Below are 24,059 nucleotides of genomic sequence, written 5' to 3'. Positions count from 1 at the left end.
GCGCACTTATCCCACCAACAGATATGAATTAATACTGAGAATCAGGGACAACCACCTGAGAATACCGCCGCTCATCCCCTTAATATAATCTGAACCTCCAGCCCTCCCTGCGCACGATTACTCAATATCAGGCTCCCTGACATCTGATTGATCAATTGCGAAGCGATCGCCAATCCCAGCCCGGTGCCGCCGGTGTGACGATTACGGGAACTTTCCACCCGGTAAAATGGTTTCAGCACCGCTTCCAGTTCGTCTTCCGGAATGCCGGGGCCGTTATCACGCACATGAATGTTCATGCCGCCTTCCGCCGTTGCGGATAACGCCACCTCAGCCTGAGAACCAAATTTAAGCGCATTATCAATCAGGTTGGTCATAATGCGGCGTAACGCCTGCTGACGAATGCTGAAATTATCCGGCCCCGTGCAGGGCAAAAAGCTGACCGCTTTTCCCACATCCTGGTAATCACAGGCAATGCTATCCAAAAACGCATTGAGGCTGACACGCTGCGGCGTCTCATCCGGTATTTGTGCGGAGCGTGCATAGTCAATGCCCTCGCGTACCAGGCGGCTCATATTGTCTAAATCGCCCAGCAACTTGTCGCGCAGTTCGGGCTGTTCCGACATCTCAACCCGCAACTTCATACGGGTGATAGGGGTTTGCAGGTCATGGGATATCGCCGCCAGAATCTGTGCTCGTTCCTGCAAATGATCCTGAATACGCAGCTGCATTGCATTAAAGGCCCGCGCGGCCTGTTGCACCTCTGCCGGACCATTTTCCGGCATGATGCTGGCACTGGCGCTGGCCGGTTTTAATCCTTCCACCGCCTGGGTGAAACGCATAAAAGGCCTGACCACCTGACGTACCGCTATCCAGGCACAGACCGCCAGCAAGATCAGTTGGGCAAACAACACCACCGGCAACCAGCGCGCAATCGCCGGCATGCGCGGCCAGAGATCCAGTGTCAGCGGCGCACCATCGTGTAAGGTGATATGGGCCTGAATATGCAGACGCGGGCCGGGTACATTGGTAAAGGTCAACGGGTACTGGCCGCCCAGCGTCTCCTGCAACGAGCGGATGGCATCCCGCGTCCGCCAGCTATCCGGCCAGGGACCGGGCTGCCCCGCCGACAATTCATAGCGATAATTGCCACGCGCCAGCTTCGCCAGCCAACCGGGACGTTCTGACGGGGAGAGATGATCCAGGATTGCCACGCTGGTCGCCACATCGTATTCAAGATTGCCGAGCATCACGGTTTTGGCGCTGCTCATCCGTTCAATCATCAGGCTGACCACCGTCATACCGTTTGCCAGCACCAGACCGAGCAGCACAATCAACACCAGACGCGATAACAGCGAACGCGGCCAGAACCTCATACATTGACCTCTTTAATGATGACCGGCGCAGCCAGCACATAACCTTCGCTGCGTACCGTTTTGATGTACGCGGGTTCGCGCGCGTCCTCGCGCAGCCGCTGGCGCAACCGGCTGACCAACAGGTCAATCGAGCGTTCAAACAGTTCGGCATCGCGCCCCTGAGTCAGGTTCAGCAGTTGGTCACGGGTTAATACCCGTTGCGGATGATCGAGAAACACCCGCAGCAGACGGTACTCCGCCCCACTCAACGCGACGATGACCCCGTCGGTATCCAGCAGGTGGCGCGCCGAGGTATCCAGTTGCCAGTCACCAAAGGCAATCAGGCGACCGGTTTCGGTGATTTGCAGGTTGGGCGGCAGCGCGCGGGTACGGCGCAGAATCGCTTTGATCCTTGCCAGCAATTCACGCGCGACAAAGGGTTTGATCAGATAATCATCCGCGCCCATCTCCAGCCCGAGGATACGGTCGCTGTCTTCGCTGCGCGCCGTCAGCATCAAAATCGGCAGATTACGTTGTGGATCGCTGCGTAGCTGGCGGCACAAGGTCAGACCATCATCACCCGGCATCATGATGTCCAACACCACCAGGTCTATCGCATTCGCTGCCAGCACCGCACGCATCTCACGGCCATTGGCGGCACCGGTGGCGCGATAACCCGATTTCACCAGATAGTCGGTGATCAGTTCGCGGATGTCCCGATCATCATCAACAACCAGGATGTGATCAATGTGCTCCAAAACAACCTCCTGTCAGCGGGCCAGACAAAAAAGACCGGTCATAAAATACCGGTCCGACAATAACTTATTACCACAGAATTACATTTTTGCCGCATCAACGACAGCTTTCACAAAATCCTGCGGGTCTTCGGCGGGCGGGTTATGACCAATATTGCCGCTGAAGGTACGATGCTCATATTTGCCGCTGAATTTTGCCCGATATGCCGCCGGAGCCGGATGCGGCGCTCCGTTGTTATCTCCTTCAATCGTAATCGTCGGCACGCTAATCACCGGCAGCGTCGCCAGTTTTTTCTCATAGGCGGCATATTTCGCTTCTCCCGGTTCCATCCCGATACGCCAGCGATAGTTGCTGACCGTCACCGCAACCTGGTCCGGGTTATCCAGCGCCTGCGCGCTTTGGTTAAAGGTCGCATCGCTGAATTTCCAGCCCGGTGACGCCTGCTGCCAGATTAATTTGGCAAAATCATGGGTGTTCTTCGCATAGCCTTCACGGCCACGTTCGGTGGCGAAATAGAACTGATACCACCATTGCAGCTCCGCCTGCGGCGGCAGCGGTTTTTTACCAATCTCCTGGCTGCTGATCAGATAACCGCTGACGGAAACCAGCGATTTCACGCGCTCCGGCCACAGCGCCGCCACGATATCGGCGGTACGTGCCCCCCAGTCAAACCCGGCGAAGACCGCCTGTTTGATCCCCAGCGCGTCCATCAATGCCACGGTGTCAGCCGCCAGCGCTGAGGGCTGCCCGTTACGTGGCGTACTGGCAGAGAGGAAGCGGGTTGAACCATAACCGCGCAGGTAAGGCACGATAACGCGATAGCCCTGTGCCGCCAGCTGTGGCGCAACCTGAGCATAGCTTTGGATATCGTACGGCCAGCCGTGTAACAGAATCACCGCCTGGCCATCACGCGGGCCAATATCGACATAGCCGACATTCAGCACCCCGGCTTTCACCTGGTGGATGGTGTGGAAGGCCTGGGCGTAATCGGCTTCAGTCGGGGCAGCCACCGCAGCAGTGGTAGCAAACAGGGCGGTGGCGGTCATCAGGGTCGCTAACAATGATTTACGTAACATGGCGTTCTCTCCAGAAAATTTGATGTGTAAGTGACAACGCCTGAATTACACCACCCCGATGTATAGCGCTTGTTTCTGCTCACCCGGATTTTTGCCTCGCGATGTATTGGGGAGCGATGCAGATACAGTGCGATACAAACCTGCGCGATAAATCGCGCCGCTACGGTACTGGCATTATTCGATTTATCACACCGCAAAAATTTTCCTTTCAATCTGTGCGCTCGATCTCCTATCCCGGCAACATTATGAGATATATCTATTAACACGATATATCTAAATTTATTACAACAACACTGAGCGGTACCCCTTTTATCTGAAAGAGAGAACATACCCATGCCACAGATCGATGAGTTGGTTTTGGAGCCACCTTTCAACGTGACGCGTGCCAGTCATGTTGTCCTGAACGTTCGCGACCTTGAGGTCAGCAAACGCTTCTACACCGATTTAATCGGATTGGTGGTCAGTGATGAGGATGCGTCCAGCGTGTATCTGCGCGGATTAGAGGAACGTGGGCATCACAGCCTGGTGTTAAAAAAAGCCAGCGATACGCACTGCGCCCGTATCGGGATGCGCGTGTGCCGCGATGACGATATCTATAAAGCGGAAGACTATTTCGCCGCACAGGGTAAGGAAACGCGCATTGTTGAGGTGCCCTTTCAGGGCTTAACCCTGCATGTCAGCGACCATGTTGGCGTCCCGTTGGAATTCTGCGCGTCGATGGATGCCTGTGAACGTATGCTGAAAAATTACCAGCATTATCGCGGTGCCAGCGCCCAGCGCCTTGACCACTATCAGTTACAAACCAGCGATGTACGTCAGGCCTGGTCGTTCTATCAGCCGCTGGGTTTTCGCGTCAGCGAATACACCTGGTCGCAGGTCGAAGACAATCAGCATCTGTGGGGCGTCTGGCTACAGCGCAAAGGGAATCCGCACGATATCGTCTTCACCCAGGGGCCGGGGCCGCGCCTGCACCATTTTGCCTACACCCTGCCCGATACCAACGACATGATCCGCGCCTGTGACGTGGCCGGTGCGCTCGGTTACGCGCCGCAACTGGAACGAGGTCCGGGTCGTCACGGCATCAGTGGTGCCCTGTTCGTCTACTTCCGCGATCCCGATGGCCATCGTATCGAGTTGTTTAATACCCACTACCAACATATCGACATCGAACCGGCGCTTGGCTGGAATCTGGCCGATCCCAAACGTGCCGACCAGTGGGGACTCCCGGCGCAAAACAAATGGTTTACCGAAGCGACGCCCTTCGCCAACGTTCCGGTTATCCAGCCGGAAACCCCGATCGATCCACCCACGCTGGAGCGCTTTCTCGCCCTTGCCAATGATGGCTAAGCGCCTGCGTCAGTCCATAACGCTAAATCCTGTGTGAAATCAGCTATTGGGAGAACGGATCGTGAGTACATTTATTCAAAACCCGCTGGTGCGGATTCTGGTCGCCTACGCGCTCGGCGTGATGGCAGCCATGACGGTCAGCGAAGCGGTGACTGAGTTAGGTTCGATTGCCAAAGAGTTTCATGTGTTTGAACACAGCCAGATCGGCCTGATTATGTCGCTGCCATCGTTGATGGTGGCTCTCGGCGCGCTGCTGGCGGGTTATATTGTCGACCGCGCCGGGGATCGGGTGGTGTTACTAATCGGTGCCGTGGTGATTGTGCTGGGGGATATCTGCGTGGTCGCGGCACCGTCGTTTAATCTGCTGCTGGGCGGGCGCATCGTTACCGGCATCGGTTATGTGTTAACCGCCGTGGCCGCCGTGACCTTGCTGATCCGCATCACCACCGGTAAGCAACGTAATATGGCGATGGCGTTGTGGTCCACCTTTGTTCCTGCCAGTTTTCTGCTGCCGTTCCTCTCAGCCGGTCTGGCCGACCATTTTGGCAACTGGCGTGCTGCCTTCCTGGCGCACTCGGTCCTGACGCTGGCCCTGGCGTTTGTCGCTACCGTCAGCCTGCCGCGTCGCACGCCAGAAGAGAAGGCACAATTCTCACGCACCCGAGGCTTACGCTCCGTGCTGCGTAGCCCGTTGATCTACCTGTTGGGTATTTCCTTCGGTGCTGATGCCTTTTTGCAAACCGGCATTATCTCCACCCTCGCCCCGTATCTCGCCAAACGCTACAACGTGCCACTGCTGGAAGTCGCCCACTGGAATGTGGTGGCGATGGTATGTAACGGCATTGGCTGCCTGATGGTTGGCGCATTGCTGAACCGGGGGGTCAGAGCTGCCGCGATTGGCGTGGTGGGTCTGGTACTGACCGGCGCACCCGCGCTGGCGATTTTCACCCTGCCGCTCGGTTTTATGTTGTCCATCGGTGCCTCCTGGTTGTTTATGTTCGGCAGCGGTTTGCTGGTGGGCATGTGGGCGCTGGCTCCGGTGGTCGCGCCATCACGCGAAAGCATCGGAGCCACCAGCGGTCTGATCACCCAACTGACGCTGGTCGGTGTGTTCTTAGGTCCACCGCTGTTTATCGCCGCGCAGAACAGCGAAGACCCGCAGTCGCTGGCACTGCTGGTTATCGGTGGTCTGGTGGTCTGCCTCGCCGGATTACCGATCTGGCTGCGCGATGTACAGCGCCAGCCCGGACACGATCTCAAAGCTAATACCCTGAAAAGCCACAGTTAACTCTGAACAACAAGAGGAAGTCATTATGTTGGATATCGTCATCATTGGTGCCGGCCCGGCCGGTTTGGCTGCCGCCCTGCGCCTGCATCAACAGGGTTTTCGCCCGCGCCTGTTTGAAGCCGTCGCTGAAATCAAACCGCTGGGAGTCGGCGTAGATATCAAGCCATATGCGGTGAAAGAAATTACTGAAATGGGTTTGTACGACGCCTTTGTCGACATCTCCGTAGAAGCCAAAGAGTCCATTTTCTATACCGGCTACGGCCAGCAAATTTTTGGCGAGCAATGCGGCAAGCATATGGGCTACGAATACGACCAACGCTTCGTCCATCGCGGCCATCTGCAAATGATGCTGTACAAAGCGGTACAGGAACGCCTCGGTGCGGATGCCATCACCCTTGGTTGCCGTTGCAGCCATTTTGAACAGGATGACAGCGGCGTAACCGTGCATTTTGATACCCGTCTCAATCCCAATGCTCCGCAAAGCGTGCGCGCCGATGTGGTGATTGGCGTCGATGGTATCCGTTCGGTGGTGCGCAGCAAACTGCTGCCGGAATCCGCCCGCAGCCACTTCTCCGGTCTGACCTTATATCGCGGCGTCACCGTGATGCCGCCGTTCAAAACCGGCGGCAGCATTCTGCATATCGGCGATCCGATTCGTCAGGGCACGCTGATCGTCTATCCGATCCAGAACAACGTCGATGACCAGGGCAATCAACTGGTGAACTGGGTGATTGAGCAGAACGAGAAACCACAAAGCGAAGAGGACTGGAACCAGGAAACCGGCGTCAAAGAGATTGAGCATGTGTTTGACGACTGCCAGCTCGATTTTATCGATGTCAGCGCCATGATCCGCAACGCCCGCGAATGCTATCTGTTCCCGTTGATCGACCATGACCCGTTACCGCAATGGTCCTTTGGCCGCATCACCCTGCTCGGCGACGCCGCCCATGCCATGTATCCGCGCGGTGGCAACAGCGTCTGCCAGGCGTTTGTCGATGCCCGCGTCATCGCCGAGAAACTCGCCACCATCGCTGACCCGGTCGCCGCGTTGCAAGCCTATGAGCTGGAGCGCCGCGAGAAGGTGAACTGGCTGGTGCTGGCATCACGCGGCGAAGGCCCGGAAGTGGTGCGCCGTATCGTCGAAGAACGTAGCGGTGGTAAGCCGTTCGACGACATTGAAAACATCTTCCCGCACGAAGAAGCCCTGTCGATTTTCAGCGAGTACCACGCCAAAGCCGGTATGCGCATCCCGACAGAGAAAGAGACCGACCAACCGACGAAATACAAATCGGTTTTTGCCACCCAAAAATAATTTATCCCCTTAATTGAGACAGAAAGGAACTGACTATGAGCAAAATTATCGATGCCAACATGCACTGGCTGCCGGGCGAGCTGTTTTCTGACAAGAAACTGCTGAATTCATTTCTCGACTGCGTGCCAAAACAATATGGCGTGCACACCCGCGTGGAGAAAATTGAAGGCAAGGAACTGAGCCAGCTGATCATTGAGCAGCCGAAAGGCTTTGTTAACCTCAACTACGCCGAAGGACAATACACGCTGGAAAGCCAACTGGCGGATATGGAGAAAGCCGGGGTTGATCACGCCATTTTCCGTCTGCCGGTGTGGCAGGAGTGGCTGGATCTGGAGACCTGTAAAGAGGTCAACACCCGCATGGCGGAATACGTGAAACGCAGCGAAGGCCGCATGTCAGCGCTGGCGGTGGTTCCGCCGTGGGGGACTGACGATTGTCTGCGTGAAGTGGACCGTTGCCTGAATCAACTCGGTTTCCGTGGCGCGCAAATCGTGGCGCACTACGGCCAAATCTACCTCGATGACCCGGCGTTCCGTCCATACCTGACGTTCCTCAACGACCTCAAGGTGCCGGTGGTGGTTCACCACACCCCGCTGCCGGTGGATTTCAACTCCGTGCTGCCTTACACCAACCAGCGTCGCCAGTTTGGTCGCTGCGTGGATCAGGCGACTGCGGTGGGTCGTGAGCTGTTCAGCGGCATGTTTGATGAGTTGCCAAACCTGCGCTTTATCCACTCGATGCTGGGCGGTGCGTTCTACGCCTTCGCCGATATGCTGGTACCGCCACAACATCAGTTCAACGATGCGGTGGATCGTTTCCAGACCGGCACCGGCAACCTGCGTGCGCAACTGAGCAATAACATTTTCTTTGATACCTCCGGCGCGCCGCAATGGGGTAAAGCGCAACTGGAAGCCGCAGTGAAAGTGATTGGCGGCAAAAACATTCTGTACGGCAGCTCCTACCCAATCCGTAAAGACTGGTTCTTCAAGGGCATTGAAACCATCGAGAGTCTCGATATCAGCGCCGAAGACAAAGCCAACATTCTGGGTGGTAACGCCGCGCGCATGTTCAACCTGGCATAACGCGCCACGGCGCTGCGTCAACGCCGCAAACCCTCCTGTGTCTTGAAAACTGCTCAGCCTTCATGCTGGGAGCGGCGGGCTTCTGCTCGCCGCATTTTTGCCAAAATGGGGAGAAAACCCGTGGAACGACCGCAATTTATCCGTTTTTCCGCCGAAAAGGGTCAGGTACAAAGCTATGGTTTGATCAGTGGCGCTGGGGTGATTGACCTTAAACCGCGCTTTGCCGATCGCTGGCCGACGCTGGATGCGGTGATCGCTGATAACGCCCTCAACGCGCTGGCCGCCGAGGCGCAAAACCTGCCGGTGGATTATGCCCTGACCGATATCCAGTTCGAGATGCCGCTTGAGCAACCAGGCAAAATTCTGTGCATTGGTGTGAACTACCCCAACCGCAACGCTGAATATAAAGACGGACAGAGCGCGCCGGATTATCCGTCGATGTTTGTCCGTTTTCCTGAATCACTCACCGGCCATCAGCAGCCGCTGCTGCGCCCCGCCGAGAGTGAGCAGCTTGATTACGAAGGTGAAGTGGTGATGGTGATCGGCAAATCTGGTCGCCGGATTCCTGAAAGCGAGGCGTTAAACCATATCGCCGCCATTACGCTTGGCAATGAAGGCACGGTGCGCGACTGGGTGCGACACAGTAAATTCAATGTCACTCAGGGTAAGAACTTCTATCGTTCCGGCGCGATTGGCCCGTGGCTGGTGCCCTTTACCGAAGCCGCGCAGATCGCGGATATTCGTCTGACCACCCATGTTAACGGTGAACTGCGTCAGGACGACCGCACCTGCAATATGACGTTCTCATTCCGTTGGATCATCGCCTATATCTCAACCTTTATCCCGCTCAATCCCGGCGACATCATCTTTACCGGCACCCCCACCGGTGCGGGCGCGCGCTTTGAACCACCGGTCTGGTTGAAGCCCGGTGATGTGATTGAAGTCCACGCCGAAGGGATTGGCACCCTGCGCAATTACGTTAAGGATGAGGTGTGACCATGTTAAGCCAGAGCGAGTTATTCGCCGCCGTCGAAGCGCTGGACCAGGCCGAGCGTAGCCGCAGCCAGACCGGGTTGTTGTCGCTGCGCTACCCGCAGATGACGCTGGATGATGCCTATGCGGTGCAACAGGCGTGGGTGCGGCAAAAAATCGACGGCGGGCGGAAGGTCATCGGCTGGAAAATTGGCCTGACATCGAAAGCGATGCAGTACGCCTTGAATATCGACACCCCCGATTCCGGCGTGCTGTTCGACAACATGGTGTTTGATGACGGGGCCACCATCCCGGCTGACCGCTTTATTCAGCCACGTATCGAGGCGGAACTGGCATTCGTACTCAACGCGCCACTGCGCGGGCCAGGCGTGGACGTTGAAGCAGTATTGGCCGCCACCGCTTATGTGCTACCGGCGCTGGAGATTCTCGACACCCGCATCGTGCGTAGCGATGCTGCCAGCGGCAAAGCGCGCACTATCGTCGATACCGTCTCTGATAATGCCGCCAACGCAGGCATCGTGTTAGGTAGCCAGTTGTTTGCGCCAGAAAATGTCGATATGCGCTGGATGGGCGCGATTGTGTCGCGCAACGCCACCGTCGAGGAAACCGGTTTAGGGGCCGGGGTTCTGAACCATCCGGCACGCGGCATCGCCTGGCTGGCGAACCGACTGGCGCAATATGGCGACCATCTTGCCGCCGGCCAAATCGTGCTTGCCGGTTCGTTTATCCGTCCGATCGAGGCCCGTCACGGCGACACCATCCATGCTGACTATGGCCGTCACGGTTCCGTCAGCTGCTACTTTGCGTGAGGTAATGATGTCTGCACCGATTAATCGTTTTAAACAGGCGCTGCACAACCAACAGCCGCAAATTGGCCTGTGGCTGGCGCTCGCCAATCCTTACAGTGCTGAGATCTGTGGCGGTGCCGGGTTTGACTGGCTGCTGCTGGATGGCGAGCACGCCCCCAATGACGTACCGCTGTTGATGCAGCAGTTACAGGCGCTGGCAGCCTCGCCCGCGCATACGGTGGTGCGTGCGCCAATGGATGCACCCTGGCTGATTAAGCAGTTGCTGGATATTGGCGCACAAACGTTGCTGATCCCGATGGTGGAGAGTGCCACACAGGCGCAGGCGCTGGTGAAGGCGGTGCGTTATCCACCGCAGGGTATCCGTGGCGTCGGCGCGGCGCTGGCACGGGCCTCAGCCTTTAACCGCACGCCAGATTACCTCACCAGCGCCAATGCACAGATTTGCCTGCTGGTGCAGGTGGAAAGCCGTGCTGGTCTGGCGCAACTGGATGCCATTGCCGCTACTGACGGGGTCGATGGGGTGTTTATTGGCCCTGCCGATCTGGCGGCGGATATGGGTTTTCCCGGCAAGCCCGGTGCGCCGGAAGTCCAGGAGGTGGTTGAGGCGGCGCTGGTACGCATTCAGTCTCACGGTAAAGCGGCGGGAATTTTGAGTGCTGACCCCAGGCTCTGCGCCCGTTATCTGGAGCTGGGTGCCACCTTTGTCGCGGTGGGTAGCGATGTGGGATTGTTGGTAAAAGCCACCTCGGCGCTGGCGGCGGATTTTCGCTAGTCGCTCTGATTTGCGCGATAAATCGCGCCGCTACAAAACGGGAAAAATTCGGTAGCGGCGCGATTTATCGCGCGGTTTTTACCTTAAACCTGCTGCCATATCACTTCAAGCGTTTCACGGACCGCCGCCTCTTCCAGATGGCGCACCAGAATATGCTGCATCTCGGTCAGCTTCTCTTCATTCAACGCGGTGAGGGTGACGCGGAAAATACCGTCCAGCACTTCCATACGAACCTCCCCCATACTCATGCGGAAATGGCCACTGTTCTCATCCATCACCACCGGGGTGCGGTGCTGAAAATGGCTGCCGAGACGGCGCAGAAAACGCTCGCCGTTTGGCGTAACGATATCGGCCACGCACTTCGCCGCACCTTCGCTCAGGGTCGGCGCATTGAGCAATGCTTCAATCTGGTTAGCGGCAACATGGATAATCTCCCCGATACGCGTGACCACCTGATCCGCCACCGGCTCCATTTTGGCACGCAGACTTAACGCACGTTTCAGATGATCCATCGCCTCAACAATCGCCTGCGGCGACTTGCCTTGTCCCTGATGTTTTGGCACCACACGCGCCACCAACATATCAATCACGGTTTTATTGGCACTGAGGAACGCATTCCCTTCGTCGGTGATGCGGTAGCGTTTGCGCCCGCCCTTTTCTAAGTCAATCTCGGCATAGCCGCGATCGTACAGCCAGGTGAGCGCCGGATAGAGCACGCCGGGGCTGGGTTTGTAGGTGCCGCCCAGACGTTCATTCACTTCATGGATCAGCTCATAGCCGTGGCTGGGTTGTTTGGCGATGATCGCCAGCAACAGCAGGCGTAACTCGCCATAATCGAAGGCACGCGCCCGGCGACCCGTTTTGCCAGCCGCAGGCTGCGTATCCATTTCGCTTTGTCCAACCATGACTGCCCCCACGCAGTTACGCAAATAACCACACAATGATCACTGAATTTTAAATATATCGAAATTTCCGACATAGTCCAAGTCGTTACGGCCATCGTTTCCGTTGCACAGGGAATATAGAGAAAGGTGCGGGCAGATACAATCACTGCCCGCAATGAGAGATTAACGATCCAGTACCGCGATAAAGTCGCACTGAATTAAGGTATTACCGCTGAAGTTGCCATCCAGCGCATGGCGTGCCGGACGGGCGTTGGCATCCGGGAATGCCGCCAGCCAGTAGCGGTTCACCACCTCACGCTGCGATTTATCCTGCATCCATAACGTCACCTTAATGACGTCCTCCAGCGTGCCGCCCGCCGCCTTAACGATGCTTTCAATATGGCTAAACATCAGCGCGCACTGCTCGCCGAGATCGGCAGGCACCTGCTGGGTATGCGGATCGCGTCCGTAGATCACCCCGGAATACAACATCGCGCCTATCCGACACGCCGCCGGGATCGGATTGGTATGGGGAAAGGCATCAATATAGATACTTTCGCGTCGGCTCATATCATCTCCTGATTAATAATCATCATCTGCCATTTTCGCGCCAAAGCGATACACCAGACGCAGACGTTCCGCATGGTAATTACCCGTCACCTCATTCGGTGAATGTACGTAGTCAAACTCGAATTCCAGATGCAGACGCGGCGTGACGTTATAGCCGAGGATCATAAAGGCGGCATTGATGTTCTCCGCCGGTAGCGGATAGTAGATCCCGCTGGAATCCTCCAGTTCCAGACGCGTCACGCCAAACACCCCGAGATACTTTTCATCATGGTACGCGTAGCGTAAGGCAAAGGCCTTGCCCGGCTGGTTGGTGGTGACCATCGACACCAACGGCTGACCACTTTCGAGCGGGGTATGGTCGTAAATACCGTAGCTATAGGGCGCGAAGAAGCCACCGTTAAGGAAGGCATCATCTTTGCGTGGCACATATGTCGCGGCGAAATACAGGTCATGATTGCGGGTTTTCATGCCGATACGCCCGGAATAAAGATCGGTATCGATATTGTGATAAGGATACGCCTGGTCGCTGGCATCCCATTCATGCAGATATTGTGCGCCCCAGTACGGTGTCCAGTTGCCGAATTTCAACGCCGAAACCGGTAGCTGGACCCCACCGTAGCCGAGTTGGGCGCGTTTATCGAAGTTGTAGTACCAGGCTTCCGCCACCGTATTCCACTGCTGACCGTAGCGCAGCCCCACCGTGGTGAAACCGTCGCTGTCCACCGACGGCATGCTGGTATCCTCGATTTCCGGGTTACCGGCATCCCCTTTGCCGAACTGGTCGGAACTTTCCGGTTTGAAGCGGTAGATGCGATACGCATTGAGTTTCAGGTCGCCCTTGTCATCCAACGCATAACTGCCGCCGAACCCCTGATACAGCGCCGGGATCATGGTCCAGCCTTCGCCTTCATTGGCAAACGGTGTATCCAGGCCAAAACGTCCTCCCTGCAAATCAAAGCCATAGCCCTGATAACGCAGGAAGGCTTTACCCAGCACCGTGGTGTTTTCCGACGGCAGATAGATTTCGGTACGTTCCGGGTCGGAAGGATTCAGCCCGAGGTTATACGCACCGTACACGCCCACCCCGGCACTAAAACCGCCGATTTGCGGGCTGCGATATTGAATATCACCGCCCACCGAACTGGTGCGTTTGTTAACCTGGGTGCCGCTGAACTCTTTAAAAAAGGTCATGGTTTTTAGCTCGCCAGAGATATTGCCTTGTGTGAGCCAGTCGTTAACGCTATCGGAGTCCGTTGCAGGTGAAGCCTCCGCAAAGCAAGTACCGCAGAACAACGCCAGAGGCACTACGGTTAATGCAGCAATTTTGGCTTTTTTATGAACATCCATTGCCTGATAACCTCATTGTAGCGGCGCGGTTTATCGCGCGATTTCAATTACGGCGCGATTTCTCGCGCGTGGGGCACAGCGAAGCCGTCCGAAATCCCTGACGGGAACGGTCAACTGGCACTGTGGGTTACCCGGGCAGAACGACGTCACCCGGTACGACAGGAATTCAGGCGTTGCGCCTGGGTTTACTGCTGCAACTGCGACAACAACGCTTTGCCGTAGTCGTTCCCGTTGGGAATGCGGGTAATGGTATGGATATGGAAACGTGCCGGTTCTTCATTGGTCAGCCACATGCCGCTGTGATGATCAAACTCCAGCATCACCACCGGGCTTTGCAGCCGGTAATAGAACACATCGTCATCACCACAACCGCCAATCCAGCTCCACCAGGTGTTATCGAGCTGGGCCTCAATCTGTTGCAGGCGCGCAGCGCGCGGTCCGTCGGGCAGGAAAGCCAGGAACACCGCTACCAGCGCCATCACTTGTTGACGCTGCGCGGGCGTAAATTCCGCCACGCAGACGCCCTCCAGCGGGATCACCCGATTGTCCTGAAACGCACCGCCAAGGTGACGCTGATCGGCAAAGTTAAAGCGATCGGCCGGCATCGCGGGATCTTCCATTAACTGATAGATCGTGGCGCGATGTTGCTGCCGGACGCTGAGCGACTGCATCAGGGCCAGACCGAGCTGCTCTTCGTCGCGGAACAACACGCAATCGCTGGCATCCCCCCGGTCGATAACATTGGGTTCAACGCCGAAAAAGGTCGGGGCAATCACCAGTTGCCGCCCGACGATAAAACAGCAAAACGCCACATGATGACCGTAAATCGACCAGCCCCACGGCTGGGTAGCGGAAGGCGAACCGAACAGCAAAAAATGGAAGCTCCAGCGGTTCATAATGTGGGTGAGATCGTACAGTTCACCGAGAAAATGGTTGGCATCCATCACCTGTTGCACCCGGCTAAGACCCGCCGCACTGGTACAACTCCGCAGCAGCGACCAGAAGGCTTCATGAGTTGCCGCCGAGGTTTCATCCAGCCTGACACCGTAATCGTTAAACGGGATTTCCGGGTTGTACCAGGCGCGCCACTGTGGCGCATCGATGGCGTAACTCACCTGCTGCTGTCGGGCGCTATCGAGGCTGGCAAACAGCGCCTGCGCCGCCCTCACCGCCTCTTCCACGGCAAACCCCTCATCCTGCAAGCTGAACAGACCGGACTGCACCTCGCCATTGGCGGTAATGCCGCGGAAGGTTTCATCCAGCATCGCCTGCCAGTGGGCTTTGAGTTTCTGCGCTTTCTCGGTTGCCAACATGCGCGCGCCGTAGGTATGCAGATCCACCCCGCGCGCCAGGCCGATGCGCTCGGCATCATTGGGCATTAAATAATCGCGAAAATTTTGGCTGGTCATACGCGTTCCTCAACCACCGGATTCTCGATATGACCCAGGCCTTCAATCTCCAGCCGCATCACATCGCCGGGTTGTAAGAAGCGTCCGGTTGGCGCACCGATGCCGGAAGGCGTTCCGGTCGCCAGGATGTCGCCGGGTTCCAGCGTCATCACCGTCGACAGGTATGCAATCTGCGCGTAGATGTCGTAAATCATGTCACCGCTGTCGGCGTGCTGGCGGAGTTCACCGTTGACGAACAACTTCATCTCCAGCCGCAGCGGATCGGGGATCTCATCGGCGGTGGTGATCCACGGGCCAATCGGACCGTGGGTGTCGAAGGATTTACCCAACGTAAAGGTCGGTGATTTATGCAGCCAGTCGCGTGCCGAGACATCATTGACGATCAGATAACCGGCAATCACGCTGGCGGCGTCGCTGGCGCTGACATGGCGACAGCGTTTGCCAATCACCACGCCTAACTCGATCTCGTAATCCATTTTCTCGCTGGCTGCGGGCTTCACGACCGGGGAGAAAGGACCGTTGATGCAGGAGACTTGCTTGTTAAACCACAACTGGCTTTCCGGGATGGGGATCCCCGCCTGACGCGCCTCTTCAGCGTGTTTACGGTAGTTCATGCCAATGCCGAGGAACTTCTGCGCGTCCTGGATCGGCGCTTCGAGTTGTACTGTCGCTAACGCATACGCCGGGCTATGCACCGCTTCCAGTCGCGGGCGCAGCGTTGCCAGGCTGGTCAACAATTGGCGCATCGAGCCGGTGACGCCAGGTACTGCGGAGAGGTCAATCACCTGATCATCCACCACCTTGCCAATACGCGTGCGGCCCTGTTCGGTAAAACGTACCAGTTTCATGCTTTTTCCTTTGCTGTAGGAGTTAACTGCGAGAGCAAAATTTGCCAGCCGGAAGGTGTGCGCCGTAGCACCAGCGTCGAGAAACCGTAGCGCTCCGCCTCTTCTCCCGTTTCCAGCAGCCGCACCCGGTTGCGCGTGTGACCGGTGAGGATGGCGATATCACCCTCCACGCGGATGGCGGGCGTGTCCCGCTGAATCGCGATGAACCCGCCCATACGTTGCACATGTGCCAGAAATTGCGCTTTGTTGTGCACCATGCCCGTGCTGTGGATATGCACCAGGTCTTCCGCCAACATGCTGGCCAGACGCGGCAAATCGGCGTGAATTAACGCCTGCTGGCGCTGTTGTTCAAACTCAAGTAATTGCGCGTGGGGGGTGTTCATCAGATCAACCCCGGATAGGAACCGCCATCCAGTTGCAAGTTCTGCCCCGAAATAAACCCGGCCTGCTGGCTGCACAGAAACGCGCAAGCCGCGCCGAACTCTTCCGGCGTGCCATACCGCCGGGCGGCGATGGATTGCACATTGCGCTCCCGCGCCTGTTCGCGACTGATGCCTTCTTTGGCGATTAAACGTTGCAGCATAAATTCCTGGCGCGGGGTATCGATTCGCTCCGGCAACAGGTTATTAATGGTGACGTTGTCACGCACCACTTCCTGGCTGATGGCTTTACACATGGCCGTCAGCGCTGCGCGGGCCGAGGTGGACAGCCCCATCATGTAATGCGGGGTTTTAACCATCGCGGAGGTGATGTTGATGATGCGACCAAAACGCCGGGCCTGCATGGCCGGTAACCAGGCGCGGATGAGCTGAATGGCAGGAATAAAATTGGCTTCCATCGCCTCACGCAGCGCTGCGGCTTGCCAGTCTGCCAGCGCACCGGGTTGTGGCCCGGCATTGTTGGTCACCAGAATGTCGATCTGCGGTAAGGCCGAAAGGATAGTATCGCGTCCGGCGGCACTGGTTAAATCCGCGCAGATATAGCTGACCTGCGCCGTCGGGTTTTGCTCGCGCAGGCGCTGCGCGGCCTGCTGCAATTTGGCTTCGTTGCGTCCGTTCAGGGTGACATGTACCCCTTCCGCTGCCAGCGCCTGCGCGCACGCCAGCCCCAGCCCCTGCGACGACGCGCAGATAAAAGCGAGTTTGTTACCAATGCCCAGATCCATGATTGCTCCCGGAAAACTTTGCGTTGATGAGTGTGCGATATCGAATAATTAGATATATCTAGTATTACGATATGTCAGAATATTGCACGGCTCTACGCGGCAAAACTCAGAGGCGGGTCACGGATCGTTAACAGGATGTGAAAAATGAGAAGGATTCTCGTTGGTCATCACAGATGATCGGTAGCGGCGCGATTTATCGCGCAATTTGGTGCGAACGGATACCAAAATCTGCGCGATAAATCGCGCCGCTACGTTTTTTTGGCGGAATTATTGTCCGCTGACGGTGCCGCTGGTCACGGCTGGGGCATCGGCCTTTACCAGAAAAGCAATCAACGTGGCATCACGCTCCCCCCGAATCTCGGGCAGGGAAACGGCATCACTGATGGCATCACCTTTATGCAAGCGCTGATCGCCGACCCGCACGACACCGTCAAGCAGCGTCACCCAGACGGCGAAACCTGCGCGCTGCGGAATCGCCAGTTGCTGGTCGCGTTCCAGTTTGAGGTCATACACATAGATCGCCTGGCGCAAGGCCAGCGGTGCATCACTGCCTTCAGGCCCTGCCAGCAACGTCCAGGCATTTACCGCTGCGCCCTCGGCACGGGTGAAGTGCTGTACCCGTCCCTCACCACCTTCCTGCGCCGGGCGAATATAAGCCTGCAACATTTCGGTTTCGATCAGCGGCGCGGATTCTTCGTGACGCAGCCCCTCACCGGCACTGACCACCATCACGCGTTTGGCGTTGAGCGGCGTGCGCTCGCCATTTTCATGCTGGTGCTGAGAAGAACCGCGCCAGACGTAAGTGAAAATCTCATCGTTTTGATGGCGGTGCATCGGCACCTGCGCCCCGGTTTTCAGCGTCATCTGGTCGATGATCGCCAGTGGACCAAATGCCTCGCCCGGACGCTGACGGCGGATGGTGAAAGGGCCATACTCAAACAGCTGATCGCGCTGTGCACGTAACAGATTCATGCTCGTTCTCCCTTAATTCAGTTTGATACCGCCATCATAGAGAAGGAAGAAACAGACACCAGTGGGGTGATTTGCTGGCTTAAGTCAAAATTTTTGACAATAGATGATTAGCCAGCGCGGAATAAGTTGCGTAAAATAGACTTTTATTTCCCTCAGGCCCGTCATCATGAACCGTAAAGAACAGATCCTTGACGCTGCTGAACAGTGCATGAGATTAAAAGGCTTTTATCAGACATCAATCCAGAATATTGCCAGCCAGGCAAATATTAGCGTTGGCCTGATTTATAAATATTTCACCAATAAAGAGTCGATTATTGAGGCGCTGGTATTCACTATCACCCAACGGTTGAAAGATTTGCTTAATGATGATCTGGAGCAGATTGCCAAATCGGGTGGTGAGGCACGTTTACCACTGTTCTCTGCGGGTCTGGTGCCCCACGAAGTCGAAAACGATATTGTGTTATTGATGGAGATATCGTCTGAAGCCATGCGTAACCCTCGCATCATGCAAATCATGACCGATGCCTGGAAAAGCCTCAGAGAGAATTTTATTAATAAAGAACAGGCGTTGTATCCGGGTAAAGACGCCAGCGTTATTCATACGCGCTTATATGTGCTCTCATTAATCATTGATGGCATTATTATTCGCCGCTGTATGAAACAACGCGAAATTGCACCCGCCTTTGTGCCATTTTTTGATGGTATCATCAGCGATGTCAATAATAACGTTGCCCAACAATGAATTACGGTAACAAATGCTGATTGAGGATAGTGCTGAGTCGCAACAACTCGGGCTGATTCAAATCATTATCGACAAAAGTGCGACAGGCTACGCCATCAATCAGTAACAACAAAAAATGGATCTGGTTAAAACGCTGCTCCGCACTGATTTGCGGATTTTGCTGTTGAAAAACCGGCTCAAGAGCAGAAATAAGTTGTTGCTCCTGCTGCGCAAGAATATCTCGCACGGCAGCATTACGTGAGGCTTCTGAATAGACCTCCAGTAATAAACACTGGTCTTTTATCGACCACTCACGCCAGAACGCAGAATCTCTGGCGATAATATCCGCCACCTCGGGCTGCTGGCTGAGTTTCTTTTCCAGAAAAGTTCGCCACTCTTCAGCGATCACTTTTACCGTTTCGCTCACCAATATTTCTTTGCTGCTAAAATAACGATAGATTTGCCCGGCACCCAAACCACTTTCGGCACTCATATCCGCCATACTGGCACCATGAAAACCAGAACGACTGAAACAGACTTTCGCCGCAGCAATAATCAGCTGTTTACGCTGGTGCAAAAAGTCTTGCTGCTCTGGCCTGGTCAAATTTAATTCCTTAATTCAAAAAATAACCTGCGCGATAAATCGCGCCGCTACGTATTCAAGAGCGCGACATAGTACAGTACGCGGATTTTTGCCGATAGCCGTGACAAAAATCCGCTTACATTTTACCGTGGGCCGATACCAAATCGGCCAACGGCATGTTTTACAACTTCAGTTCAGATTCTTTCAACGCTGTACCGCCACCCATCACCTTGTAGAAGGTTATCAGGTTCAGGTAATACGCCTGCTGCGTGCTGACCAGGCTGGTACGCGCGCTATACAGCGTGCGCTGCGCGGTCAGTGCATTCAGGTAAGTATCCACCCCGTTGCGATAACGCAGGTCGGCCAGATGGTAATAGGTCTGCGATGCCGCCACGTTATTACGCTGGCTGGTCAACTGATCATTGATGGTGCCGCGTCGGGCCAGCGCATCCGCCACTTCCTGAAAGGCAGTTTGCACCGCTTTTTCATACGCCGCCACGTAGTATTCCTTCTGCGCTTTGGTGTATTTCAGGTACGACACGTTGTAGCCGCCTTTAAAGATCGGCAGTGAAATGCTCGGCGCGAAGGACCAGATCCCGGCACCGTTTTTGAACAGTGACGAGAGATCCGAACTGCCGACACCGCCGCTGGCGGTCAGGGAGATGGTCGGGAAGAAATTCGCCCGCGCCGCGCCAATGCTGGCATTGGCTGACTTCAGGTTATGCTCCGCTTCCAGCACATCCGGGCGGTTCAGCAACGCATCGGAAGAGATCCCGGCGGGGACGTCGCGGAACGCCTGGCCCAGCGCATCGATATTCGCTGGTAACAGGTTATCCGGTACGCTGCGTCCTACCACCAAATCCAGCGCGTTTTTGTCCTGCGCCACGCTGGTGGTGTAACTGGCAACATCCGCCATTGCTGACTGGTACGTGGTTTCCGCCGATGAGACATCCACCATTGACGCGGTGCCGTGCTCCATCTGCTTACGCGTCACTTCCATCGACTGCCGCGCACTCTCGGCTGTCTCTTTGGCGATGGCCAGATTGCTGCGATCCGCCGCCAGCGTTAACCAGTAATCCACCGTATTGTACAGCACCGTCAGGCGCGTGCTGCGTGCGCCCTCCAGCGTGCTGAGATACGTTTCATACTGCTCACGCGTCAGACTCTGGTTTTTACCAAACAGATCCAGCTCGAACGAACTGACACTCCCTTCCGCGCTGTAAGAGTTGCTGATCGCGGTTTGATTACCTTCACCGGTCAGGGCGCGTGAACGCGTACCGCTCACCCCGGCACTCAGGCTCGGGAACAGATCGGCGCGTTCCTCGCCATATTGCGCATGGGCGGATTTTACGCTGGCGACCGCTTCCCGCAGATCGCGACTGCTATCCAGCGCCATCGTCACCACCTGACGCAGTTGGGGGTCAAGAATATATTCCTGCCAGCCAATATCGCGGTAGTTAGCCGCCTGCGCACCCTGTAACGATTTATAGGCATCCCCGTTTGGCGTGGTGTTGGCAACCGGTGACGCCGGACGTTGATAGTCCGGGTCCAGCGACATACAACCCGCGAGAAAACAGGGTAAAAACACCACCAAAAGTTTTGCTGACATGTTATTCCCCCGTCTTCTCAGCAGATTCAGTGTGGCTCGCATGACTATGCGGCAGGCCTGGGAACACACGACGGACCAGCACAAAGAACAGCGGGACTAAGAAAATCGCGAGCAGCGTGGCGGAAATCGTCCCGCCAATGATGCCCGTACCGATGGCGATACGGCTATTCGCCCCTGCGCCGGTGGATATTGCCAGCGGCAGGACCCCGGCGGTAAACGCCAGCGAGGTCATAATGATCGGACGCAAACGCATCGAGGCAGCATGGACCGCAGCTTTCACCAGGTTTTCCCCTTTGCGGTAATTCTCCTCAGCAAATTCGACGATCAGAATGGCGTTCTTCGCCGACAGGCCGATGATGGTGAGCAGCGCCACCTGGAAATAGACATCGTTTTCCAGTCCACGCAGCGTAACCCCCAGCAACGCACCAAAGACCCCGAGCGGCACCACCATCATTACCGAGAACGGTACTGACCAGCTTTCATACAACGCCGCCAGACACAGGAACACCACAATCAGCGAAATGGCGTACAGCGACATCGCCTGGTTGCCGGACAGGCGTTCCTGGTAGGACAGCCCACTCCAGGCATAGGTGGTGCCTGCTGGCAGTTTGCTTGCCAGTTTTTCCATCGCCGTCATGGCATCCCCCGAACTTTTACCCGAGGCGGATGAACCCTGGATCTCATAGGACGACAGACCGTTGTAGCGCGACAGGACATCCGGGCCATAGGTCCAGTGCGAAGAGGAGAACGACGAGAATGGCACCATCGTGGTGTCACCGTCGCTGTCGGTGCCGGCGACAAACCATTTATTGATATCTTCCGGTTTGCTGCGGAAATCCTCGTCACCCTGCATGTAGACCTTTTTTACCCTACCGCGATCGGTGAAGTCATTGACATAAGTCCCGCCAATCGCCGCACTGAGGGTACTGTTGATATTGCTGACCGACAGACCCAGCGACTGGGCTTTTTCATCGTCGATATCCACCTGCAACTGCGGCAGATCCGGCAAGGTATTGGCACGCACGCTACTCAGCACCGGATCCTGATTGGCGGAAGCGATTAACTGGTTACGCAGCTTGAGTAACTCGTCGCGACTGGTATTGCCGCGCGCCTGTAACTCGAAGGTAAAGCCGTTCGACTGGCCCAGACCGGAAATCGACGGTGGCGACAGCACAAACACCTGCGCATCGCGGATGCCGGACAGATTCATCATGGCGCGACCGGCAATCGCGTCAGCGGTGTTTTCCGTCCCTTTACGATCGCTCCAGTTTTTCAATGAGATAAAGCCAATCCCCGCATTCTGCCCGCTACCGGCAAAGCTGAAGCCGTTCACCAGCATACTGACGTTGACGTTATCCTTCTCTTTGGTGGCGAAGTATTGCTGGATCTGACGGCGTACTTCGCTGGTGCGGTTTTCAGTGGCACCCGGTGCCAGCGTGTACTGCACCATGATGTAACCCTGGTCTTCGGTCGGCAGGAAGCCGGTGGGCAGACGCAGATACATAAAGGCACAGCCAATCAGTAGCACCGCATACAGCAGCAAATAACGCACCGAGCTGTGGATCACATGCCCGACTTTCTCGTGATAACGCGCCTGAATTTTTTCGTAGCTGCGGTTGAACCAGCCAAAGAAACCTTTCTGGCCGCTTTCATGATCGTGCGGTTTCAGTAAGGTGGCGCACAGCGCTGGCGTCAGCGTCAATGCCACCACCACCGACAGCACCATTGAGGAGACGATGGTGATGGAGAACTGACGGTAAATCACCCCGGTGGAACCGCTGAAGAAGGTCATCGGCAGGAAGACCGCTGACAGTACCAGCGCGATACCAATCAGCGCCCCGGTGATTTCCTTCATCGATTTCTCGGTGGCTTCTCGCGGCGGCAGTCGTTCTTCGCGCATCACACGCTCAACGTTTTCCACCACCACGATGGCGTCATCCACCAAGAGCCCGATGGCGAGCACCACACCAAACATCGTCAGGGTGTTGATCGAGTAATTAAATACCGCCAGCACCCCAAAGGTACCCAGCAGCACCACCGGCACGGCAATCGCCGGGATCAAGGTAGTGCGGATGTTTTGCAGGAACACAAACATCACGATCACCACGAGGATGATGGCTTCCACCAGCGTTTTGACCACTTCCTCGATGGAGATTTTAACGAAGTCGGTACTGTCGAGCGGATAGGCGATGTCATAACCACTCGGCAGGCTGGAGCGGAACTCATTTACGGTATTTTTCACGTTCTCCGCCGTGGAGAGCGCATTGGCTCCCGACGCCAGTTGAATCGCGATACCCGATGCCGGATGGCCGTTAGCCAGCACGTTGGCGCTGTAGTCGTCATCGCCCATTTCCACGCGCGCGACATCACTCAGATGCACCACTGAACCGTCGGTCTGGCTTTTTAACACGATATTGCGGAACTGTTCCGGCGTTTGCAGACGGGAACGGGAACGCACGGTGGCGACCAGTTGTTGCTCTTTGCTCGCCGGTTGTGCGCCGATCTGCCCCGAAGACACCTGGGTGTTTTGCGCTTCCAGCGCGGTTTCCACATCCGAAGGCATCAGTGAATAGGACGCCAGTTTGGCCGGATCGAGCCAGATACGCATCGCGTATTCTGCACCGAACACCTGCACGCTACCCACGCCCGGCAGACGCGCCAGCGTATCTTCCATGTTACTGACGAGGTAGTCGGCAACGTCCGAAGAGGTGGCTTTGTTGTTTTTGTCGTACAACGCCATGATCAACAGGAAGTCACTCTGTGCCTTCTCGACCGTCACGCCCTGTTGGGTCACGGCGTCCGGCAAACGGCTTTCCGCCTGCTGCACTTTATTCTGCACCTGGACCTGAGCGATATCAGGATCGGTGCCCTGTTCAAAGGTAACGGTGATTTTGACCTGACCGGTTGAAGCGGTACTGGTGGAGGAGAAGTAGAGCAAACCATCCAGACCGGTCAACTGCTGCTCAATCACCTGAGTCACGCTACTTTCCAGCGTTTCTGCGGATGCACCGGTGTAGGTGGCCTGGATACTGATTTGCGGCGGTGCCACATCTGGATATTGCGCAATCGGCAGGTTTTTGATGCTGAGGATACCGAACATCATGATGCAGATGGCGATCACCCAGGCAAAGACCGGTCGTCGGATAAAGAACTGAGCCAACATA

General features: G+C 56.2%; 22 protein-coding genes. 8 read left to right on the top strand and 14 right to left on the bottom strand.

Features of this window, described 5'->3' with window-relative positions:
* Positions 1-71: 71 nt before the first annotated feature.
* From AC6I8R_RS09555 to AC6I8R_RS09545, 3 genes are all read right to left on the bottom strand, one after another.
* Entirely contained in the window at positions 72-1,373 is a 1,302-nt protein-coding gene (locus AC6I8R_RS09555) for an ATP-binding protein (protein ID WP_497832167.1), read from the bottom strand.
* The gene (locus AC6I8R_RS09550) at positions 1,370-2,110 is read right to left on the bottom strand and encodes a response regulator (RefSeq protein WP_415174884.1); all 741 of its coding nucleotides are present in this window, start codon (positions 2,108-2,110) and stop codon (positions 1,370-1,372) included. Before AC6I8R_RS09550 ends, AC6I8R_RS09555 begins: the two co-directional genes overlap by 4 nt.
* Before the next feature lie 78 nt (positions 2,111-2,188).
* Positions 2,189-3,154, bottom strand: a complete 966-nt coding sequence (locus tag AC6I8R_RS09545) for an alpha/beta fold hydrolase (protein WP_051337943.1) — start codon at positions 3,152-3,154, stop codon at positions 2,189-2,191.
* A 363-nt stretch (positions 3,155-3,517) separates the two neighbouring features.
* Between AC6I8R_RS09545 and hpaD the strand changes: the two genes are divergently transcribed.
* The 7 genes from hpaD (at position 3,518) to hpaI (ending at position 10,787) form a co-directional block, all read left to right on the top strand.
* Positions 3,518-4,531 carry a 3,4-dihydroxyphenylacetate 2,3-dioxygenase gene (gene hpaD / locus AC6I8R_RS09540; protein ID WP_208725428.1) on the top strand — a complete coding sequence of 338 codons (1,014 nt, stop codon included), beginning with the start codon at positions 3,518-3,520 and terminating at the stop codon, positions 4,529-4,531.
* A 61-nt stretch (positions 4,532-4,592) separates the two neighbouring features.
* Positions 4,593-5,819 carry an MFS transporter gene (locus AC6I8R_RS09535; protein ID WP_497832166.1) on the top strand — a complete coding sequence of 409 codons (1,227 nt, stop codon included), beginning with the start codon at positions 4,593-4,595 and terminating at the stop codon, positions 5,817-5,819.
* A 25-nt stretch (positions 5,820-5,844) separates the two neighbouring features.
* Positions 5,845-7,131: an FAD-dependent monooxygenase gene (locus tag AC6I8R_RS09530; RefSeq protein ID WP_497832165.1), complete on the top strand. Its 1,287-nt coding sequence runs from the start codon at positions 5,845-5,847 to the stop codon at positions 7,129-7,131.
* A 35-nt stretch (positions 7,132-7,166) separates the two neighbouring features.
* Positions 7,167-8,213 carry an amidohydrolase family protein gene (locus AC6I8R_RS09525; RefSeq protein ID WP_013509026.1) on the top strand — a complete coding sequence of 349 codons (1,047 nt, stop codon included), beginning with the start codon at positions 7,167-7,169 and terminating at the stop codon, positions 8,211-8,213.
* 120 nt (positions 8,214-8,333) lie between these two features.
* A complete protein-coding gene (locus tag AC6I8R_RS09520; RefSeq protein ID WP_497832164.1) occupies positions 8,334-9,209 on the top strand; it encodes a fumarylacetoacetate hydrolase family protein in 876 nt (291 codons plus the stop codon).
* Between the two features lie 2 nt (positions 9,210-9,211).
* The gene (gene hpaH / locus AC6I8R_RS09515; protein ID WP_021183312.1) at positions 9,212-10,015 is read left to right on the top strand and encodes a 2-oxo-hept-4-ene-1,7-dioate hydratase; all 804 of its coding nucleotides are present in this window, start codon (positions 9,212-9,214) and stop codon (positions 10,013-10,015) included.
* A 7-nt stretch (positions 10,016-10,022) separates the two neighbouring features.
* A complete protein-coding gene (hpaI, locus tag AC6I8R_RS09510; protein ID WP_497832163.1) occupies positions 10,023-10,787 on the top strand; it encodes a 4-hydroxy-2-oxoheptanedioate aldolase in 765 nt (254 codons plus the stop codon).
* An 83-nt stretch (positions 10,788-10,870) separates the two neighbouring features.
* Here hpaI and AC6I8R_RS09505 read toward each other — a convergent pair whose 3' ends face one another.
* The 8 genes from AC6I8R_RS09505 to AC6I8R_RS09470 all read right to left on the bottom strand — a co-directional run bounded on the left by AC6I8R_RS09505 (position 10,871) and on the right by AC6I8R_RS09470 (position 17,982).
* Positions 10,871-11,692, bottom strand: coding sequence for a DUF2218 domain-containing protein (locus AC6I8R_RS09505; RefSeq protein ID WP_208725424.1), 822 nt, complete (start codon positions 11,690-11,692; stop codon positions 10,871-10,873).
* Positions 11,693-11,854: 162 nt separating this feature from the next.
* Positions 11,855-12,241: a RidA family protein gene (locus AC6I8R_RS09500; protein ID WP_415174836.1), complete on the bottom strand. Its 387-nt coding sequence runs from the start codon at positions 12,239-12,241 to the stop codon at positions 11,855-11,857.
* 12 nt (positions 12,242-12,253) lie between these two features.
* Complete coding sequence (locus AC6I8R_RS09495; RefSeq protein ID WP_021183316.1) at positions 12,254-13,588, bottom strand: hypothetical protein; 1,335 nt, start codon at positions 13,586-13,588, stop codon at positions 12,254-12,256.
* 185 nt (positions 13,589-13,773) lie between these two features.
* Complete coding sequence (locus AC6I8R_RS09490) at positions 13,774-14,997, bottom strand: DUF3500 domain-containing protein (protein ID WP_497832162.1); 1,224 nt, start codon at positions 14,995-14,997, stop codon at positions 13,774-13,776.
* Positions 14,994-15,845: a fumarylacetoacetate hydrolase family protein gene (locus AC6I8R_RS09485; RefSeq protein WP_415174838.1), complete on the bottom strand. Its 852-nt coding sequence runs from the start codon at positions 15,843-15,845 to the stop codon at positions 14,994-14,996. The genes AC6I8R_RS09490 and AC6I8R_RS09485 overlap by 4 nt, the downstream gene beginning before the upstream one ends.
* The gene (locus tag AC6I8R_RS09480; protein WP_415174839.1) at positions 15,842-16,228 is read right to left on the bottom strand and encodes a nuclear transport factor 2 family protein; all 387 of its coding nucleotides are present in this window, start codon (positions 16,226-16,228) and stop codon (positions 15,842-15,844) included. The genes AC6I8R_RS09485 and AC6I8R_RS09480 overlap by 4 nt, the downstream gene beginning before the upstream one ends.
* Entirely contained in the window at positions 16,228-17,010 is a 783-nt protein-coding gene (locus tag AC6I8R_RS09475) for an SDR family oxidoreductase (protein WP_021183320.1), read from the bottom strand. The genes AC6I8R_RS09480 and AC6I8R_RS09475 overlap by 1 nt, the downstream gene beginning before the upstream one ends.
* A 267-nt stretch (positions 17,011-17,277) precedes the next feature.
* A complete protein-coding gene (locus AC6I8R_RS09470) occupies positions 17,278-17,982 on the bottom strand; it encodes a pirin family protein (protein ID WP_415174840.1) in 705 nt (234 codons plus the stop codon).
* A gap of 166 nt (positions 17,983-18,148) precedes the next feature.
* Here AC6I8R_RS09470 and AC6I8R_RS09465 point away from each other — a divergent pair, with 166 nt between their 5' ends.
* Positions 18,149-18,724, top strand: coding sequence for a TetR/AcrR family transcriptional regulator (locus AC6I8R_RS09465; RefSeq protein WP_021183322.1), 576 nt, complete (start codon positions 18,149-18,151; stop codon positions 18,722-18,724).
* Position 18,725: 1 nt separating this feature from the next.
* On the opposite strand, the gene AC6I8R_RS09460 is transcribed toward AC6I8R_RS09465, so the two are convergent.
* The 3 genes from AC6I8R_RS09460 to AC6I8R_RS09450 all read right to left on the bottom strand — a co-directional run bounded on the left by AC6I8R_RS09460 (position 18,726) and on the right by AC6I8R_RS09450 (position 24,058).
* On the bottom strand, positions 18,726-19,307 hold the full coding sequence (locus tag AC6I8R_RS09460; protein ID WP_415174841.1) for a TetR/AcrR family transcriptional regulator: 582 nt from the start codon (positions 19,305-19,307) through the stop codon (positions 18,726-18,728).
* Between the two features lie 160 nt (positions 19,308-19,467).
* Complete coding sequence (locus AC6I8R_RS09455) at positions 19,468-20,895, bottom strand: efflux transporter outer membrane subunit (RefSeq protein WP_021183324.1); 1,428 nt, start codon at positions 20,893-20,895, stop codon at positions 19,468-19,470.
* 1 nt (position 20,896) lies between these two features.
* Entirely contained in the window at positions 20,897-24,058 is a 3,162-nt protein-coding gene (locus tag AC6I8R_RS09450) for an efflux RND transporter permease subunit (RefSeq protein ID WP_415174843.1), read from the bottom strand.
* Between the last annotated feature and the right edge of the window lies 1 nt (position 24,059).

This window comes from Pantoea sp. X-Soil-OKNW-713 (assembly GCF_059730685.1).
Note: the sequence above shows the minus strand (reverse complement) of the source record. Positions and strands in the feature narration are given on the sequence as shown.